Genomic DNA, 16,647 nt, shown 5'->3' on the forward strand with positions numbered 1-16,647 from the left:
CCAGAAAACCCGCACCACCGAATGCAACAGCTCAGGCCGACCAAAACCCACAACAACACCCCAATCACTCAGGTGTTGCAACGACCCCTTGAACCTGCCGCTGGAAAGGGCGCAGGAAGTGATGGAGAGTCTTTTGAACGCGGGATAACGCGAACGACGCCGGCACTTACGGAAGTGCCGGCGTCGTCGTTTGTGGGCAGCGGGCAGTACGTCGGGTGCTGCGGAGAGGAAAGCCGGGTCAGGCGGGGGTGCGGGCGACCTCCGCCTGGCGTTCCTCCACCAGGGTGGCGACGGCGTTGAACAGCGGGTGCTCCGGTTCCAGGCCGGTGATCCTGGCCGTGGCATCGGTGGGGCTTTCGGACGCGAGGATACTGGCCAATTCCGTTGCCTCGGCGTCGGCAGGATCGGTGAAGCGCAGGGCTGCAGCGATGGCCCCCAGGAGGGCCTCCGGCACCACACCGCGCTCCGCGAGCTCTGCGGCCGGCCCTATGAACCGCTCATGCCGGCTGAGCTTCCGCAACGGCGCCCGGCCCACCCGGCTGACCGTGTCCGGCAGGTGGGGGTTGGAGAACCTGGCCAGGATCTTCTGGACGTAGGCCTCCTGCTCGTCATTGCTGAAGCCGTGCTTAGCCACCAGCAGCTGCTTGGTTTCCTCAAGCACGGCACGGACGTCCTCGGCCACATCCTGGTCCGCCATCGCGTCGGATATTTTTTCCAGTCCGGCCTCGAACCCCAAGTATGCGGCCGAGGCATGGCCGGTGTTCACCGTGAACAGCTTCCGCTCGATGTACGGTGCGAGGTCGTCCACGAACGTGGCGCCCGGGATGGCCGGGGCTGCGCCGGCGAAGGCGGTCCGGTCGATCACCCACTCGTAGAACGTCTCCACCGTAACGTCCAGGCCCTGGCCGGGTTCCTGGTTGGGCACGATCCGGTCCACGGCGGTGTTCGCAAACACCGCGCGGCCTTCCAGCGCCCCGCCGGCGGCCTCCGGGCGGGAGGCCACCTCCCTGGCGAGGATGTCCGTGGCGTTGATGGCGTTCTCGCAGGCCATGACCTGGAGCGGGGCCAGCCCATCCTCGCGGGCGGCGATGCCGCGGGCGATGACCGGTGCCACGAACTTGAGGACGTGCGGGCCCACCGCGGTGGTGACGATGTCCGCCGTCGCGATCTCCGCCACGAGTTCGGCTTCCTGGGTGTTGGAGTTCAAGGCACGGAAGTTGGTGACCGGCCGCTCGGTGGCGTCCTCCCCGACTTCGTGGACCCGGTAGCTGTCCGCCTGCGCGAGCTGGGCGATGAGCGCGTCAGCGACGTCCGCGAACACCACCTCGTAGCCTGCGTCATGCAGGAGGAGGCCCACGAAGCCGCGGCCGATGTTCCCGGCACCAAAATGTACTGCCTTCACTATGCGTTGACCTTTCCGAAGAGCTCCAGGACTTCATCCACGGACGTGGCTGCCTCCAGCCGGGCGACCTGCTGCTTGTCCGTGAACACCTTCGCGATGGAGGACAGGATGTGCAGGTGCTCGTTGTTGACGCCGGCGACACCCACCACGAACTTGACCTGCTTGCCGTTCCAGTCGATGCCCTCCGGGTAGCGGATCACCGACACCGCGGACTTGCGGATGTGGTCCTTGGCAGCATTGGTGCCATGCGGGATGGCCAGGAAGCTGCCCATATAGGTGGAGACGGAGGCTTCCCGTTCGTGCATGGCGGCGATGTAGCCTTCGTCGACGGCGCCCCGGTCCAGCAGGAGCCGGCCGGCCTCGTCTATGGCGGCGTCGCGGGTGGTGGCTGAACCGTTGAGCACCACGCTTTCGCGGGCAAGGACGTCAGAGGTTCCGGTGCCTGCACTGCCTGCCGCGACGGGTGCTGCAGCCGCCGGGGCGGCTGCATGTGCCCCGCCCGGCGTTCCCTCGGCCGGTTCGGTGCCGGGAACAGTGCCGCCCCCGGTGTTGCTTTCGCGGACCAGTTCGACGATCTCGTCGTAGCGCGGGCTGCTCATGAAGTTGTCCACGGAGTAGTGGACGGCGCTGGACGTGGCCGGCTTGGCGCGTTCGGTGAGGTCCTGGTGGGTGATCACCACGTCGTAGTCGTCGCGGAGGTTGGCGATGGACGCGTTGGTGACCTTGACGTCCGGGAACCCGGCAGCCTTGATCTTGTTGCGCAGCACCGAGGCGCCCATCGCGCTGGAGCCCATGCCGGCGTCGCAGGCGAAGACGATGTTCCTGACGGGTCCTGCAAGGACGCCGACGCCGCCGGCGGCAGCACCTGCGCCTGCGCCGGTCAGGGTGGAGGCCACGGAGCTCTTCTTGCCCTTCATCTGCTCCATCCGGGAGGTGGCGTCATTGAGGTCAACCTCGTCGCTGTGCTTGGTGGTCTTCATAATGACGGAGGCCACCAGGAAGGAGACCGTTGCCGCGAGCAGGACTGCCAGGATCACGCCGACGTAGCTGTCACGGGAGGTCTGGGCAAGCACCGCGAAGATGGAACCCGGGGCGGCCGGAGCCACCAGGCCGGAACCGGTGATGGCCAGGGTGGCGATGCCCGTCATGCCGCCGGCGATGGCTGCGAGGATGAGCAGCGGGCGCATCAGGACATACGGGAAGTAGATCTCGTGGATGCCGCCGAGGAAGTGGATGATCGCGGCACCGGGAGCGGAGGCCTTGGCGGCGCCGCGGCCGAAGAACATGTAGGCCAGCAGGATGCCCAGGCCGGGGCCGGGGTTGGCCTCGAGCAGGAAGAGGATGGACTTGCCCTGCTCCAGGGACTGCTGGACGCCCAGCGGGGTCAGCACACCGTGGTTGATGGCGTTGTTGAGGAAGAGCACCTTGGCCGGCTCGATGAAAATGCTGGTCAGCGGCAGCAGGCCGTTGTCGACAAGGAACTGCACGACGTTCCCGGCGCCCGCGCTGAAGGCGGACACCACGGGGGCGATGGCGTAGAACCCCAGCATGGCCAGCAGGGCACCCCAGATGCCGGCGGAGAAGTTGTTCACCAGCATCTCGAAGCCGGGCCGGATCTTGCCGTCCCAGATGGAGTCGATCTTCTTCATGGTCCAGCCGCCCAGCGGGCCCATGATCATGGCGCCGATGAACATCGGGATGCCCGCGCCCACGATCACGCCCATGGTGCCGATGGCGCCCACCACGCCGCCGCGGACGTCGTAGACCATCTTGCCGCCGGTGTAGCCGATCAGCAGGGGCAGCAGGTAGGTGATCATCGGTCCGACGAGGCCGATGTTCGGTTTTCCGTCGGTCTCACCAAAGCCGCCGAGCTGCGGTACCGGAAGCCACCCCTTCTCGATGAAGAGGGCGGTGATGAGGCCCCAGGCGATGAATGCGCCGATGTTGGGCATGATCATCCCGGACAGGAACGTCCCGAACTTCTGGATATGTACCCGGGCGCTGGTACGGGGCTTTGCAACTGTTTCTGTTGCCATGTGATTTCCTAACCGTCTGTCCTGCTGCTCCGCAGGATGGTCCGATGATGACGAGCGACGTGACTGCTGGTGGAACGGGTAGTGCGACGTTGAGGCGGCCTAGCCGGCGGGGCTGGTGGAGATCCGGTGCAGCCATTCGAGGAAGAGTTTGAGTTCCGAGCTGGAAAGCTGGTCTGAGTGCGAGGCCTGAAGTGCGGCGTTCAGTGCGATCGCTGCCACCACCACCGAGGACTTCCCGGTGTCGCCCGGGGCCGCGCCGCCGGAGGGCGCTGCCGACACCGCAAAGATCATGGCGTCCCGGGTCATGGTGGACAGTTCGAGGTTCCGTTCGGTGGCGGGCTCCGCAATCAGCATCAGCGTCACTCCCACGTTGGCCGCCAGGATGGACCTGGCCGCTTCCCGGGGCTGGACGTTCAGCTGGCCCGCCGCCGCTGCCTTGTTCAGCATCTCCTCCATCAGCGCCTCGGCATCTGCAACGATGGCGGGGCGGCTTTCCGGGCGGATGTTGCCGAACATCACCAAGTACAGTTCCGGCTGGTTGAGCCCGAACTGGACGTGGTTGTCCCACATTCTCCGGATGTCCTCAAGCGGCTGCCCGGAGGGGGCGAAATCCCTTTCGCCCGCGACATATTCCTCAAATCCCGCGGCGACTACGGCGTCGAACAGGCCTTCCTTGTCGCCGAAGTGGTGGTACAGGGTGGGCGCCGAAACCCCCGCCAGCTGGGTGATCTGGCGGGTCGAGACGGGAGCTCCCCCGGATTTTGCCAGCAATTCCGCGGCAGCACGGAGCAGCCGCATTTTGGGGGGAAGCTGGCCATCCAAACTCATAACCGCTACCCTAGCACCTATAGCAATGCTATATGAACTGAATCACATACAATTTTTTCAGGCACGTTTCCCGCCTTCGGACGTAGCAGTCCGCAGGCGGCCCCGGCACGGCGCCGGAGATCCTGGCGGGCCTGGCTACCGGAAGAGAATGAGGACCTTCAGTGCAGAACTTCCCAGGAGTAGGCGTCAGCCCGGGCCGCGTCATCGGAACCATCCGCCAGATGCCCAAACCGATCAGCGAACCCCCCGCCGGCGAACAGCTGGCACCGGACACCACCTCCGAGGAAGCCACCGCAGCACTGAAGGCGGCTGCCACCGCTGTCCATGACGAGCTCAAGTCCCGCGCCGAAACCGCCAGCGGTGACGGCAAGGCCGTCCTCGAAGCCACCGCGCTCATGGCCAAGGACACCATGCTCCTGAAGAGCGCTTCCAAGCTGATTGCCCGTGGCACCTCCGCGCAGCGGGCCATCTGGGAGGCTGGCGCCTCCGTCTCCGAGATGCTGCATAACCTGGGCGGCTACATGGCCGAACGCGCCACCGACGTACTCGATGTCCGGGCCCGCATCGTGGCCGAACTGCGCGGCGTCCCCGCACCGGGCATCCCCTCCTCCGCCACCCCGTTCATTTTGGTGGCCGAGGACCTGGCCCCGGCCGACACCGCGACCCTGGACCCGGACAAGGTCCTGGCACTGGTCACGTCCGGCGGCGGACCCCAGTCGCACACGGCCATCATCGCCCGTTCGCTGGGCCTGCCGGCCGTCGTGGCCGCCGCGGGCGTGGACGAACTGCCGGACGGGGCAGAGGTGTACGTTGACGGCGCGGCCGGCACCATCAGCATCGACCCCGACGAATCCCAGCGCGGAGCAGCCCTGGCCTGGGCCAGCAACGCCTCGCTGCTCGCCACCTTCGACGGCAACGGCACGACGGCGGACGGACACCTCGTGCCGCTGCTCGCCAACGTGGGCGGCGCCAAGGACGCTGCCGCGGCTGCCGGGCTCAACGCCCAGGGCGTGGGCCTGTTCCGCACGGAGTTCTGCTTCCTGGAGCGGGACACCGAGCCGAGCGTTGAGGAGCAGGCAGCCGCCTACAAGGGCGTCTTTGATGCGTTCCCGGGCAAGAAGGTGGTGCTCCGCACCCTGGACGCCGGTGCGGACAAACCACTGCCCTTCCTCACCGACTCCACTGAGCCCAATCCGGCGCTCGGTGTCCGCGGCTACCGCACCGACTTCACCACCCCTGGCGTGCTGGAACGCCAGTTGCAGGCCATCGCCCTGGCCGAAAAGGAGTCCGAGGCGGACGTCTGGGTCATGGCGCCCATGATCTCCACCGCCGAGGAAGCCGCCCACTTCGCGTCCATGTGCCAAGCTGCCGGGATCCGGAACCCGGGCGTGATGGTGGAAGTCCCCTCCGCTGCCCTGACCGCCGAATCCATCCTGCGCGAGGTGAACTTCGCCAGCTTGGGCACCAACGACCTCACCCAGTACGCCATGGCCGCCGACCGCCAGCTCGGCCCCCTGGCCAACCTGAACACTCCGTGGCAGCCGGCCGTGCTGCGCCTGGTGGGGCTGACCGTGGAAGGGTCCAGGGCCGAAGGCAACAGCAAGCCCGTCGGCGTCTGCGGTGAGGCTGCCGCGGACCCCGCCCTCGCCGTCGTACTCACCGGCCTGGGCGTGAACACGCTGTCCATGACCGCCCGCTCGCTGGCCGCCGTCGCCGCCGTCCTCAAGACGGTCACCCTGTCCGAGGCGCAGGAACTGGCCAAGCTGGCCCTCTCCGCACCCAGCGCTACCGAAGCCAGGGCATGGGTCCGCGAAAAGCTGCCGGTCCTGGACGAACTCGGGCTCTGAACCTGCCGCAACCGCACCCGACTGGAGAAACCATTGCCTGAACGCACCGCCACCATCGCCAGCCGCTCCGGCCTGCACGCCCGCCCCGCTGCCCTCTTCGCCGAGGCTGCCGGAGACGTGGGGGTCGACGTCACCATCGCCCGTGAAGGCGAGCCGGCCGACGACGCCCTCGACGCCTCGAGCATCCTGTCCCTGATGACCCTGGGCGCCTCCCAGGGCGACGTTGTGGTTTTGCGCGCCGAAGGGGACGGCGCGGACGCCGCGCTGGACTCGCTGGTCAAGCTCCTGGAAACGGATCTCGACGCCGTTTAGCGGCTCAGGCGGTGACGCCGAACCCGTCGACGGCACGGACCCAGCCGCTGATGGTGCGGGCCGCGATGTCCGGGGCCGTGTGCTGGAAGACGTGCCCCTGGCCGGGGATTTCCTTGAAGGTTCCCTGCCGGGCGGCGCCCGCCAGGCTGGCGCACCACGGGCTTTTGGCGATCGGGTCCTTGGCACCCCGCAGTACCAGCACCGGCTGGCGGACAGCCGCCACCCTGTCCCTGGTGGGGTACTCCATCATCACGGGCAGTTCGGTCAGGTACCAGCGGGGACCGGCCCGGAAGTAGTCGCCGAACACGATGAGGTTGGAGGTCAGGGATTCGCTGAACAGGGCATCCCGGGTCAAAGCCAGCGCCTGCCGGGTGACGGTCTTCCTGGCGGCGTCCACTACCGGGCCCATCAGGACCAGGCCGGCCACGAGGTCCGGCTCCTGCAGTGCGAGCTCCACGGCCACCTGCGTCCCCATGGAGTGGCCAACGACGACGGCGGTCCGGACACCTTCCGCCGCCAGGACGCCGGCAACGAAAGCGGCAAAGTCTTCCACCTGCAGCTGGCGCTTGGGCCGCGATGCCTTGCCGAAGCCGGGCAGGTCGAACGTGTAGACATCCGCGTTCCTTGCCAGTTCCACGTGCAGGCGGGCAAGGTAGCGGTGGGACACCCCGATGCCGTGAAGCAGCACGTAGACCGGTTTCCCTGCTGCGGCCTGCCCCCGTGCCGTTTGCCCGCCGACTCCCGGCCCCTCGCCCGACGTTGCGGGCAGGACTGAGGCATACAGCGTCCCCTGCAGGCCGCCGTAGTCCACGTCCCGCCCGTCGCTCAATGCCATCAGCCGAGCATACCGCCGGAGGCGGCGGCCCGCCGGTAGGCTGAATCCATGGCACAGATAGCTCCCCGGATGACCGGCGCCCTGCCTCGGGAAGATGCCGACAGGCTGACACGGGCGCTGGCCGGCAGCGATGACATCACCGTGTTCGTGGACGGCACCGTCCACCGGCTGCCCCCGGTGGCGAGGGACGCCGTCGTGGATCTCCTGCACCGGTTCAGCCGCGGTGAAGCCGTGACCGTGAGCAGCGTGGAGGACATGCTCACCACGTCCAAGGCCGCGGAGCTGGCCGGCATCTCGCACACCTACCTGCGCAACATGACGGACCGCGGCGAGATCCCGGTGGAGTACCGGGGGACGCACCGGCGCATTCCGCTGGCAGCCATCATGGCCTGGCTGGAGAAGCAGAAGGCGGAGCAGCAGAGGATCGAGCAGGAGAAGAGGTCTGCCCGTAAAAAGGCCGGCCGCCCGGACGAGAGCACCCCGGAGAGCGCGCCGGAGGGCTAGATCCGGGGTCTTCCGGCCCACCGCCGCATCTTCAGGGCCGCGTGCAGTTCCAGCCGCAGCATGCCCTTAAGCGGGTCAACGCCCAGAAGTTGGCGGATCCGGGCGAGCCGGTTGTAGATGCTGCTGCGGTGCAGGTGGAGCCTGGCAGCCACGTCCTGGACGGACCCGTCGTTGTCGTACAGCAGTTCAAGGACAGGGATAAGCTCCCCGTTCCTGTCGTGGTCCTCCAGCATCCGGAAGTAGACCGAGCCCGAGTCCGCCCAGGCGCCCACCCCTCCCCCGGCGGACGCGAGCAGCTGGTAGACGCCGGCAGCCCGGCAGTCCACCAGCTCTCCGAGCTGCGGGTCCACTGCGGCGGCCTGGGCCGCCACCCTGGACTGCCGGTAGGCCTCCGACAGCTGGCGGGTGCGGCTGAAGCCTTCGCTGATGCCCAGGATGATGCGGTGCACGGGCCGGCCGGAACGCTTGGCCAGCTCCAGCTGGTAGTGGACCAGCACCTGGGCGTGGTTGGCGCGCCCGGTGGAGTCGCGGAACAGCGCCACGGAGTGCGTCTCGGTCCCGGCGCTGAAGAGCGCAGCGTCCACCCCGACAGTGGCCTGGAGGGCGGTGGACCGGTGGATCAGGGTGGCGGCGATGGGATCCGGGCCGCTTGCCCAGCCGTCGGCGTCCAGGACGGTCACCATCTGCCAGGGCCCCTTTCCCTGGACCTCCTTCCACCCCGCCACGGCTGCCACGGCGTTGGGCTCCCCGGCGCAGGCGGCCAGGAACTCACGTTCCCGGCTGCGGCGGAATTCGGATTCGGCGGTGTTGGAGTCGAGGAGCAGGCCGGACAGCAACTCCAACTCCTGGTTGACGGCCGGCAGCTGGGTGAGGATCGCCGCCGGACTCTCATCCTCCGCGTCCTGCTGCACCCACAGGTAGCCCACACGGAACCCGCGGACCATCAACGGAACACAGACCCGGCCCAGCATGCCCAGGTCCGGGTTGGCCGGCACGACCACGGGCCGCACTGCGGTGGCGATGCCGTGTGACAGCTGCCAGGCGCTGACGTCGGCCGGGACCTTCTTGCTCAATAGGAAGTTGACCCGGACCCGGTCCGCGTGGGACTGGTTGGAGCTGTAGGCGAGCAGCACCCCGTCCAGGTCCTCGAGCGACAGCCCGCGTCCAAGCTTCTGTGCCACCTGCTCCACGAGCTGCTCCACACCCTGCTGCTGCATGGGGCAACATTACTGCGTTGCGGGCCGCCGGATCGAACGGACAACAGGCGACACTTGACGCCCTGCGCCTCGACATCTGTCGAGCCTGAGCGGCAAAAACCCGCGAAATCAAGCGGTTTCCGCACCACCGGCCATCCAAGTGCATGTCGGCTGGCTCACAACCGGATTTATCGTGGAAACACGAAATCCTTCCGCACTTTCCGGCCTACCCGGCCGAGAACCTGGAGTCCACGATGATCATCGGTGTCCCCAAAGAAATCAAGAACAACGAATTCCGCGTGGCCATCACCGCCGCCGGCGTCCACGAGTTCCGCACCCACGGCCACACCGTGCTGGTGGAGCGCGGCGCCGGCCTCGGTTCAGGCATCACCGATGAGGAATACTCAATCGCCGGCGCCGAAATCGTTGCCGACGCTGACGACGTCTGGGCCCGCGCCGACATGGTCATGAAGGTCAAGGAACCCATCAAGGCCGAGTACCACCGGTTCCGCAAGGGCCTTATCCTCTTCACCTACCTGCACCTCGCTGCCGAGCCCGAGCTGACCCAGGAACTGATCAACTCCGGCGTCACCGCCATCGCCTACGAAACCGTCCAGGAAGGACGCAGCCTGCCGCTGCTGGCCCCCATGTCCGAGGTGGCCGGCCGCCTCTCCGTTCAGGTGGGCGCCTCCTCGCTGATGGCCCCTGCCGGCGGCAAGGGCGTCCTGCTCGGCGGCGTCCCCGGCGTCCGCCCGGCGAAGGTGGTTGTCCTGGGCGCCGGTGTGGCTGGCACGAACGCCGCAGCCATGGCCCTGGGCCTCGGCGCCGACGTCACCATCCTGGACATCAACATCAACCGGCTGCGCGAACTCGACGCCCAGTACCAGGGCCGGCTGAAGACGGTCGCGTCGAACAAGTACGAGATCGAGAAGTCCGTGGTTGACGCCGACCTGGTGATCGGGTCCGTCCTGATTCCGGGGGCCAAGGCCCCCAAGCTGGTCACCAACGAGCTTGTGGCCCGGATGAAGCCGGGTTCGGTGCTGGTGGACATCGCGGTGGACCAGGGCGGCTGCTTTGAGGACACCCACCCCACCACGCACCAGGAACCCACGTACAAGGTCCACAACACGATCTTCTACTGCGTGGCCAACATGCCGGGCGCCGTGCCGAACACTTCCACCTACGCGCTGACCAATGTCACCCTGCGCTACGCCGTGTCGCTGGCCAACCTCGGTGTGAAGGCTGCCTTCGACCGCGACCCGGCCCTCGCCGCCGGCCTGAACATCGCAGCCGGCCACGTGGCACACCATTCCGTCTCCGAAGCGCACAACCTGCCGCTCGTTGCGGACTGGCACGAGCTGGTCACGGCCTGATCATCTGCCGCCCGCTGCGCTGGGCGACACACATCCTCTGCGTGCTGGCTCCTCCGTCGCCTTGACGCACGCTGCCGGATGTCTGTCGCCCAGCGTTCGTGGTTAAGCCTTTCCCGATGCCCGTTCCCGTGCCTCTTCTATGAGCTTGAGGACCTCGACGGCGTCGGTCGGGTCCACCGGAAGGGGCGCTGCGGAGGGGGTGCCGCCGTCGAAAATCTTGTCCGCGAGCAGCCGGTAGAACTCGGGGTAGGCGCCGCGCTCAGTGGGCAGCGCGTCCAGGTGCCCGTCCCGGCCCAGGAGCCCTGCCCACTCCGGTGCTTCCACCCCGTACTCCGCGTCCAGGGGACTGCCGCCGGCAATAATGTAGGGTTCCTGCGGATCCACGCCGTGCTTGGTATAGCCGCCCACCGACCCCAGCACCCGGAACCGTGGGGCCTGCTGGGCGCACAGCATGTTCATGTGCAGGTGGCTGAGCACGCCGGTCTCGTGCCTGAGGACCACAAAGCTGTCGTCGTCAGCGCGTTCATCCGAGCGCCGGGCCCGCAGCTCTGCATGCGTCACTGTTGCCGGGCCGAACAGCTGGAGCGCCTGGTCGATCAGGTGGGTGCCGAGGTCGTACAGTGTTCCACCGCCCTCCGCCGCCGTGGCGCGTGCCTTCCACGCCTTGGCGATGATCGGGGACCAGCGCTCGAAGCGTGATTCGAACCTGGTCACCGTGCCGACAGCCTGCGCGGCCAGCAGCTTCCGCAGGGTCAGGAAGTCACCGTCCCACCGGCGGTTGTGGAAGACGGTGAGGACCCGGCCGAGCTTGTCCGCCAAGCTGATCAGTTCCAGTCCCTCGGCGCTGGTCACGGTGAACGGCTTGTCCACCACAACGTCCAGGCCCGCTTCCAGGGCTGCCTTGGCCAGGGGGTAGTGCGTGGCCGGCGGCGTTCCCAGGACCACAAGGTCGAGGTCGGAGGCGAAGTCGAGCACCGCATCACCATGGGGGACGGTTTTCACTCCGGGATACCGGGCGGTGGCGGCGGACTGCCGGCTGGCGTCGGACGTGGCAATGATGTCCAGTGAGTAGCTGCCGTCAGCGCTGATCAGTGGCGCGTGGAAGACACTTCCGGACAGTCCATAACCGACCACGGCGGTACGGATGGTGCGTGGGGCAGCAGTTCCGTTCATAAGGCCACGCTACTCCGGCGCTCTCCCGTTTCGTTCGCTTAAAGCCGGACGCCCTCCCACTTTCCGCCGGTCGTGCGCGGAAGGTGGGAGGGCGTTGGCACGCTTTCTGCAATACGTGCCGGAGCGCTTAGCTGGTTACTTCTTTTCCCAGCCCAGGGTGGTCCAGTCCGGAACCTGGGACAGGCTCTGGAACAGCGACGGGCCGTAGTTGGCCAGGCCGGTGCGGACGAAGGAGATCTGCGGGCCGTTCATGATCACGCCCATGGAGAAGTACTTGGCCATGTGTTCCTTCTCCACCTCCATGGCCGCCTTGTTGCGCTCGGCGTTGTCCTCAATCGAGGCGAGGTCGGCGATCTTCTTGTCCAGTTCCTCGTCGCCAAGGCCGTTTTCGTTGGTCTTGGAGTCGTAGTACTGCTTGACGGCGGAGGTGGCGTCGGCGCCCACGGTGTAGCCGGAGACGCTGAGGTCGAACTCGCGCCCGCCGATGACCTTGCCGAAGTCGGCAGAGGCCCGCTGGTCGATCCCGACGTCCATACCGGCGTCCTGGAGCTGCTTCTGCAGTGTCTGGGTGAAGGCGAGGGTGGTGGGGTCGTCGCCGAAGTTGCTGATCTTGAAGGAGACGGGCTTGCCGTCCTTCTCCATGATGCCGTTGGCGTTTTCGGTGTAACCGGCGTCGGTCAGTACCTTCTTGGCAGCCTCAGGACCGGTTTCCTTCACGGGGTAGTTGTCCTGGTAGTACTCGGAGAACGGCAGGAGCATCATGGAGCCGGAGCTCGGCTCTTCCCAGTTGAGGCCGTTGAAGCGGACCTTGCGCAGGGCTTCGCGGTCGACGGCGGCGAACATGGCCTCGCGCACGGCGACGTCGGTGATGCGCTGGGCGTTGATGTTCATGCCGCCGGCGAACAGGCGCTGCCCACGGCGGACCTCGGAGTCCTTGGTGCCTTCCAGTTGCTTGTACAGGGCGATGGTGTTGGCGGACATGGCGTCGATTTCGCCGTTCTTGAACGCCGCGATCTGGGCACTGGTTTCAAGCTGGCGGAAAACGACGTTCTCCAGGACCGGCTTGGCGCCCCACCACTTTTCGTTGGGCACCAAGGATACGGTCTTGGCGGCGGCGTCATACTGGTCCACCTTGAACGGACCGGCCATCCACTCCGGGTGCATCTCGCCAACGAAGCCCTCGTTGAAGATCTCGGGGGTGTTCACGGCCGGGTGGATGAGGCCGAAGAACAGGTCCTCCAGCGGGTAGACCGGCTGGCTCATCTTGACGACGATTTCCTTGTCGTTGCTGCCGGCTTCAACGGACTCGACGAAGGCGTAAGACCCCGAAGTCACGATGTCGTACCCCGCGTCCGGGCTCTTCAGGATGTTCCACGTGTTCTGGAATGACTTGATGTCGATCGGCGTGCCGTCGTTGTACGTCGCTTTGTCGTTGACCTTGATGGTCACGGTCTGCTTGCCGTCAACCATCTCGCTCTCCACGGACTCGCAGAAGTCCGTGTTGGGGGTGGCCTTGCCCTTGAAGTCCACCTTCCAGCAGCCGCCGATGCCGCCGCCGCTCACGGCGACGGGGTTGATCGGGGCCATCAGCGCGGAGTTGTCCGAGCTGTTGCCGTCATTGGAGAAACCGTTGAAGTTGGGCCCGATGCTGCCCAGCGGAAGCGTAACCTTGCCGCCCTGTTCAAGATCGGCGGCGGGCTTTTCGTTGATGCTGATCAGCTTGGACAGGTCGTCGCCTGCCTCCTGCCCCTTGGCCGTTTCCGGGCCGGTGGCTCCGCCACCACCGCCGCCACAGGCGGTCAGCGCCAGAGCTGCAGCAATGGCCGCTGCTCCGCCGATCCTGTTCAGTTTCCTCATGGTTTTCCCTTCGTTGATGCGGGTGGTGATGCTGGTGGGTCTGATGGTCCTAGGGTGCATGGTGGTCCGCCTGGTCGTGAACCACCAGCATGTCCTCGTCGAGCTCCCCGTCCGGGAAGAAACACGCGAAGCGCTGGTCAAGGGGCTGCTTCGCACTTGTTTCCAGTGCCCGCGCTGCGGCGGAGGGAGTGACCGCCTCCAACGGGGGTTCAAGCGTGAGGCACTTCTCCTGCTTGGCGGGTGGCAGTGCGGCGAAAACCGGGCAGCGGGTGGCAAAGTTGCAACCTTTGGGGGCGTCCAGTGGAGACGGCAGGTCACCCCTGAGGATGATGCGTTCCCGGGTCCGTTCCACTTGGGGATCGGGCACGGGAATGGCGGACAGCAGTGCCCTGGTGTAGGGGTGGCGGGGGTTGTCGAACACGCGGTCCACCTCGCCGATTTCCACAATCTTGCCCAGGTACATCACGGCCACGCGGTTGGAGATATGCCGGACCACGGACAGGTCGTGGGCCACCAGCAGGTAGCTGAGCCCCAGTTCGGCCCGGAGCTTGTCCAGCAGGTTGATGACACCCGCCTGCACGGACACGTCGAGGGCGGACACGGGTTCATCGAGCACCACCAGCTTCGGGTTCACCGCGAGCGCCCGGGCAATCCCGATCCGTTGCCTCTGCCCGCCGGAAAACTGGTTGGGGAAGCGGTTGACGTGGTCCGGCTGCAGGCCCACGAGCTTCATGAGCTCCATGATCCTTTTCCTGACCGCCTTGCCGTCCATCCCGGCGTTCTGCAGCGGCTCGGCCAGGACCTCGTACACAGTGAACCGGGGATCCAGTGCGCCGGTCGGGTCCTGGAACACCATCTGCAGTTCCCGCCGCATGGCGTTCCGGGCTTTGGCGTCGGCGGACTGCCTGTTACTGATACCGCCGATCACCACCTCGCCGTCCTGGTCCTTGTCGAACTCCATGATTTCCAGGAGGGTGGTGGTCTTTCCCGAACCGGATTCGCCGACGATGGAGAAGCATTCCCCTTCCCGGATGTCGAAGCTGATTCCGTCCACGGCCTTCACGGTGCCGATCCTCCGCTTGAACAGTGCACCCCTGGTCAGCGGGAAGTGCTTCCGGACATCCTTGAGCTCAAGCACGGCCGGGCGCTCCCCGCGGGGAACGGCGTCGAACCGGGACACCGGCACCGGCGGGGCCGCGAAGACGTCCAGCACGTCCACCTCCCCACCCAGCGCGGCGGACTTGATGCACGCCGCACGGTGCTGCGGGCCTCCCGGCACGGGGGCAAGGGGCGGCTCGCCGTCCAGGCAGGCGTCCGAGGCGAGCGGGCAGCGCGGCGCGAAAGAACAGCCCGTGGGCTCCTGGAGGAGGTTGGGCGGCATGCCCTCGATGGGCACGAGGGACGACTTTTCAGCCACGTCCACCCTGGGCACCGCACCCAGCAGGCCCATGGTGTAGGGCATCCGCGGGTTGTAGTAGATGTCGTCCACGGCTCCGGTTTCCACCGGCTTGCCCGCGTACATGACCATGATGTCGTCCGCCATGCCGGCCACCACGCCAAGATCGTGCGTGATCATCACGACGGCGGCGCCCGTCTCCTCCTGCGCCGTGTGAAGCACCTCCAGGACCTGCGCCTGGATGGTCACGTCCAGGGCCGTCGTGGGCTCATCCGCGATGAGGACCCGCGGGTTGTTGGCGATGGCGATGGCGATCATGACGCGCTGGCGCATGCCGCCGGAAAATTCGTGCGGGAAGGCGCGCAGCCTTTCCTTGGGGCTGGGAATCCCCACCATGGCGAGGAGTTCGACGGCGCGGGCTTCTTTCGCCTGCCGGCTCATGGCGGGATTGTGAATGGTGAGCGCTTCGATGATCTGGGCGCCGACCGTGTACACCGGTGTCAGGGAGGACAGCGGGTCCTGGAAGACCATGGCAAGGTCGTTCCCCCGATACCGGCACATCTCCTTGTCGCTGAGGCCGAGCAGCTCCCGCCCGTTCAGCCGGACGGAGCCGGAGACCCCCGCCGTCCCGGGCAGAAGGCCCATAATGGCCAGCGAGGTGACGGATTTTCCGGATCCCGACTCGCCCACGATGCCAAGTGTCCTGCCGGGCAGGAGGTCGAAGTCGACCCCGCGGACCGCGTGCACCAGGCCGTTTTCGGAGTTGAACCTGACGTGGAGGTCACGCACGGACAGCACGGCGTCCGTTGCGGAGTGGAGCCCGGCCACGTGCAGGCGCTCCGCCGGCATTCCTGTGGACTCTGCAGGCCCCATGGTGGTTTCGCTGCTCATGCTGTCTTCTTCCCTGCCGCCGCCGCACCGTTCTTCCTGGCCTTCTTCCTGCCGGCTTTTCCGGAGGAATTTGAGCTGGGGTCGAACGCGTCCCGCAGGCCGTCGTTCATCATGGCCAGGGAGCCGGTGAGGAGGAACATCACGGTCAGGGGAACCCAGAACATCCAGGGGAACGTCTGGACCTGGGAGGTGGCTCCGCCGATCAACACGCCGAGGCTCACATCCGGAACCTTGATACCGATGCCGATGAAGGAGAAGGCGACCTCGGCCAGGATGGCGGCGGTGACTCCGCGGGTGATGTCCAGCACCAGCAGCGAGCCGATGTTGGGCACCAGGTGCCGCCAAACGATCCGGCGCGGGGGCACTCCCATGTACTGGGCGGCCTTCACGAAGTCGCGCTGCATCAGCGACATGGACATGGACCGGATCAGCCTGGCGGTGCCCATCCAGCTGAAGACCAGCAGCACCACGATCAGCAGCAGCCAGGACGGCAGGTCCCGCTTGAGGCCGGCGCCGCCTCCGCTTGTGGCTACCGCAACCACCAAAAGCGCGGGCATCATGATGAGCGCTTCAAGGATGAAGAGCATCACCTTGTCCACCTTGCCGCCGAAGTACGCCATGGTGCATCCGTAGACGGCGGCTATCAGGACGGACACGAGGCCGACCACCAGGCCGATGAGGATGGAGATGCGTGTGCCTTCGACGGTCATGGCGTAGAGGTCGATGCCCGCCTGGGAAGTGCCCAGGTAGTGCTCGGCGGAAGGCGGCATCCCGATGTTGAAGGGGTCGATGGTCTGCTTGTCCCAAGGCGTGAAGTATCCGCCCACGAAGGAGAACAGGGTGAGCGCGAGGAAGATGGCCAGGCCCGCGACCGCAGTCTTGTTCCGCATGAAGCGGCGGAAGATGATGGTGGACTTTCCAATGACGACGTCGGCATGGTCCAGGTGCGCGTCCTGGGCCACGGCTGCCGGGTCAACGGCGTTCAGGTTCGTCATCC

The 16,647-nt window shown here is 66.6% G+C and carries 13 protein-coding genes; 4 read left to right on the plus strand and 9 right to left on the minus strand.

Annotation, left to right across the window (positions count from 1 at the left end):
* Positions 1–238: 238 nt before the first annotated feature.
* The 3 genes from ACYQ1Z_RS06600 to ACYQ1Z_RS06610 form a co-directional block, all read right to left on the minus strand.
* Complete coding sequence (locus ACYQ1Z_RS06600) at positions 239–1,402, minus strand: mannitol-1-phosphate 5-dehydrogenase (RefSeq protein ID WP_459791689.1); 1,164 nt, start codon at positions 1,400–1,402, stop codon at positions 239–241.
* On the minus strand, positions 1,402–3,438 hold the full coding sequence (locus ACYQ1Z_RS06605) for a PTS mannitol transporter subunit IICBA (RefSeq protein WP_459791690.1): 2,037 nt from the start codon (positions 3,436–3,438) through the stop codon (positions 1,402–1,404). The genes ACYQ1Z_RS06600 and ACYQ1Z_RS06605 overlap by 1 nt, the downstream gene beginning before the upstream one ends.
* Positions 3,439–3,537: 99 nt before the next feature.
* Complete coding sequence (locus ACYQ1Z_RS06610; RefSeq protein ID WP_459791691.1) at positions 3,538–4,266, minus strand: TetR/AcrR family transcriptional regulator; 729 nt, start codon at positions 4,264–4,266, stop codon at positions 3,538–3,540.
* Positions 4,267–4,427: 161 nt separating this feature from the next.
* Between ACYQ1Z_RS06610 and ptsP the strand changes: the two genes are divergently transcribed.
* The gene (gene ptsP, locus ACYQ1Z_RS06615; protein WP_459791692.1) at positions 4,428–6,113 is read left to right on the plus strand and encodes a phosphoenolpyruvate--protein phosphotransferase; all 1,686 of its coding nucleotides are present in this window, start codon (positions 4,428–4,430) and stop codon (positions 6,111–6,113) included.
* A 33-nt stretch (positions 6,114–6,146) separates the two neighbouring features.
* Complete coding sequence (locus tag ACYQ1Z_RS06620; protein ID WP_459791693.1) at positions 6,147–6,425, plus strand: HPr family phosphocarrier protein; 279 nt, start codon at positions 6,147–6,149, stop codon at positions 6,423–6,425.
* Between the two features lie 4 nt (positions 6,426–6,429).
* Here the strand turns inward: ACYQ1Z_RS06620 and ACYQ1Z_RS06625 are convergent, their stop codons facing one another.
* Positions 6,430–7,260 (minus strand): alpha/beta fold hydrolase, encoded by an 831-nt coding sequence (locus ACYQ1Z_RS06625; protein ID WP_459791694.1) that lies wholly within the window; start codon positions 7,258–7,260, stop codon positions 6,430–6,432.
* 48 nt (positions 7,261–7,308) lie between these two features.
* Between ACYQ1Z_RS06625 and ACYQ1Z_RS06630 the strand changes: the two genes are divergently transcribed.
* Positions 7,309–7,764 carry a helix-turn-helix domain-containing protein gene (locus ACYQ1Z_RS06630; protein WP_459791695.1) on the plus strand — a complete coding sequence of 152 codons (456 nt, stop codon included), beginning with the start codon at positions 7,309–7,311 and terminating at the stop codon, positions 7,762–7,764.
* Here the strand turns inward: ACYQ1Z_RS06630 and ACYQ1Z_RS06635 are convergent.
* The gene (locus ACYQ1Z_RS06635; RefSeq protein WP_459791696.1) at positions 7,761–8,981 is read right to left on the minus strand and encodes a PucR family transcriptional regulator; all 1,221 of its coding nucleotides are present in this window, start codon (positions 8,979–8,981) and stop codon (positions 7,761–7,763) included. The two genes, ACYQ1Z_RS06630 and ACYQ1Z_RS06635, sit on opposite strands and share 4 nt — an antisense overlap.
* A gap of 233 nt (positions 8,982–9,214) precedes the next feature.
* Here ACYQ1Z_RS06635 and ald point away from each other — a divergent pair, with 233 nt between their 5' ends.
* Positions 9,215–10,333: an alanine dehydrogenase gene (gene ald / locus ACYQ1Z_RS06640; protein ID WP_459791697.1), complete on the plus strand. Its 1,119-nt coding sequence runs from the start codon at positions 9,215–9,217 to the stop codon at positions 10,331–10,333.
* Between the two features lie 102 nt (positions 10,334–10,435).
* On the opposite strand, the gene ACYQ1Z_RS06645 is transcribed toward ald, so the two are convergent.
* The 4 genes from ACYQ1Z_RS06645 to ACYQ1Z_RS06660 form a co-directional block, all read right to left on the minus strand.
* On the minus strand, positions 10,436–11,506 hold the full coding sequence (locus tag ACYQ1Z_RS06645; RefSeq protein ID WP_459791698.1) for a Gfo/Idh/MocA family protein: 1,071 nt from the start codon (positions 11,504–11,506) through the stop codon (positions 10,436–10,438).
* Between the two features lie 135 nt (positions 11,507–11,641).
* Positions 11,642–13,363: an ABC transporter family substrate-binding protein gene (locus ACYQ1Z_RS06650; protein WP_459791699.1), complete on the minus strand. Its 1,722-nt coding sequence runs from the start codon at positions 13,361–13,363 to the stop codon at positions 11,642–11,644.
* Between the two features lie 49 nt (positions 13,364–13,412).
* Positions 13,413–15,650, minus strand: coding sequence for a dipeptide ABC transporter ATP-binding protein (locus ACYQ1Z_RS06655; RefSeq protein ID WP_459791700.1), 2,238 nt, complete (start codon positions 15,648–15,650; stop codon positions 13,413–13,415).
* A complete protein-coding gene (locus tag ACYQ1Z_RS06660) occupies positions 15,647–16,645 on the minus strand; it encodes an ABC transporter permease (protein WP_459791701.1) in 999 nt (332 codons plus the stop codon). Before ACYQ1Z_RS06660 ends, ACYQ1Z_RS06655 begins: the two co-directional genes overlap by 4 nt.
* Positions 16,646–16,647 lie beyond the last annotated feature (2 nt).

The organism is Arthrobacter sp. AD-310, from assembly GCF_054656615.1.

Bases quoted from the DNA above. Each gene is read 5' to 3' on its own strand.
- ACYQ1Z_RS06605 (WP_459791690.1), bottom strand. From the start codon at position 3,438: ATGGCAACAGAAACAGTTGCAAAGCCCCGTACCAGCGCCCGGGTACAT.
- ACYQ1Z_RS06610 (WP_459791691.1), bottom strand. From the start codon at position 4,266: ATGAGTTTGGATGGCCAGCTTCCCCCCAAAATGCGGCTGCTCCGTGCT.
- ACYQ1Z_RS06625 (WP_459791694.1), bottom strand. From the start codon at position 7,260: ATGGCATTGAGCGACGGGCGGGACGTGGACTACGGCGGCCTGCAGGGG.
- ACYQ1Z_RS06630 (WP_459791695.1), top strand. From the start codon at position 7,309: ATGGCACAGATAGCTCCCCGGATGACCGGCGCCCTGCCTCGGGAAGAT.
- ACYQ1Z_RS06635 (WP_459791696.1), bottom strand. From the start codon at position 8,981: ATGCAGCAGCAGGGTGTGGAGCAGCTCGTGGAGCAGGTGGCACAGAAG.
- ald (WP_459791697.1), top strand. From the start codon at position 9,215: ATGATCATCGGTGTCCCCAAAGAAATCAAGAACAACGAATTCCGCGTG.
- ACYQ1Z_RS06645 (WP_459791698.1), bottom strand. From the start codon at position 11,506: ATGAACGGAACTGCTGCCCCACGCACCATCCGTACCGCCGTGGTCGGT.
- ACYQ1Z_RS06650 (WP_459791699.1), bottom strand. From the start codon at position 13,363: ATGAGGAAACTGAACAGGATCGGCGGAGCAGCGGCCATTGCTGCAGCT.
- ACYQ1Z_RS06655 (WP_459791700.1), bottom strand. From the start codon at position 15,650: ATGAGCAGCGAAACCACCATGGGGCCTGCAGAGTCCACAGGAATGCCG.
- ACYQ1Z_RS06660 (WP_459791701.1), bottom strand. From the start codon at position 16,645: ATGACGAACCTGAACGCCGTTGACCCGGCAGCCGTGGCCCAGGACGCG.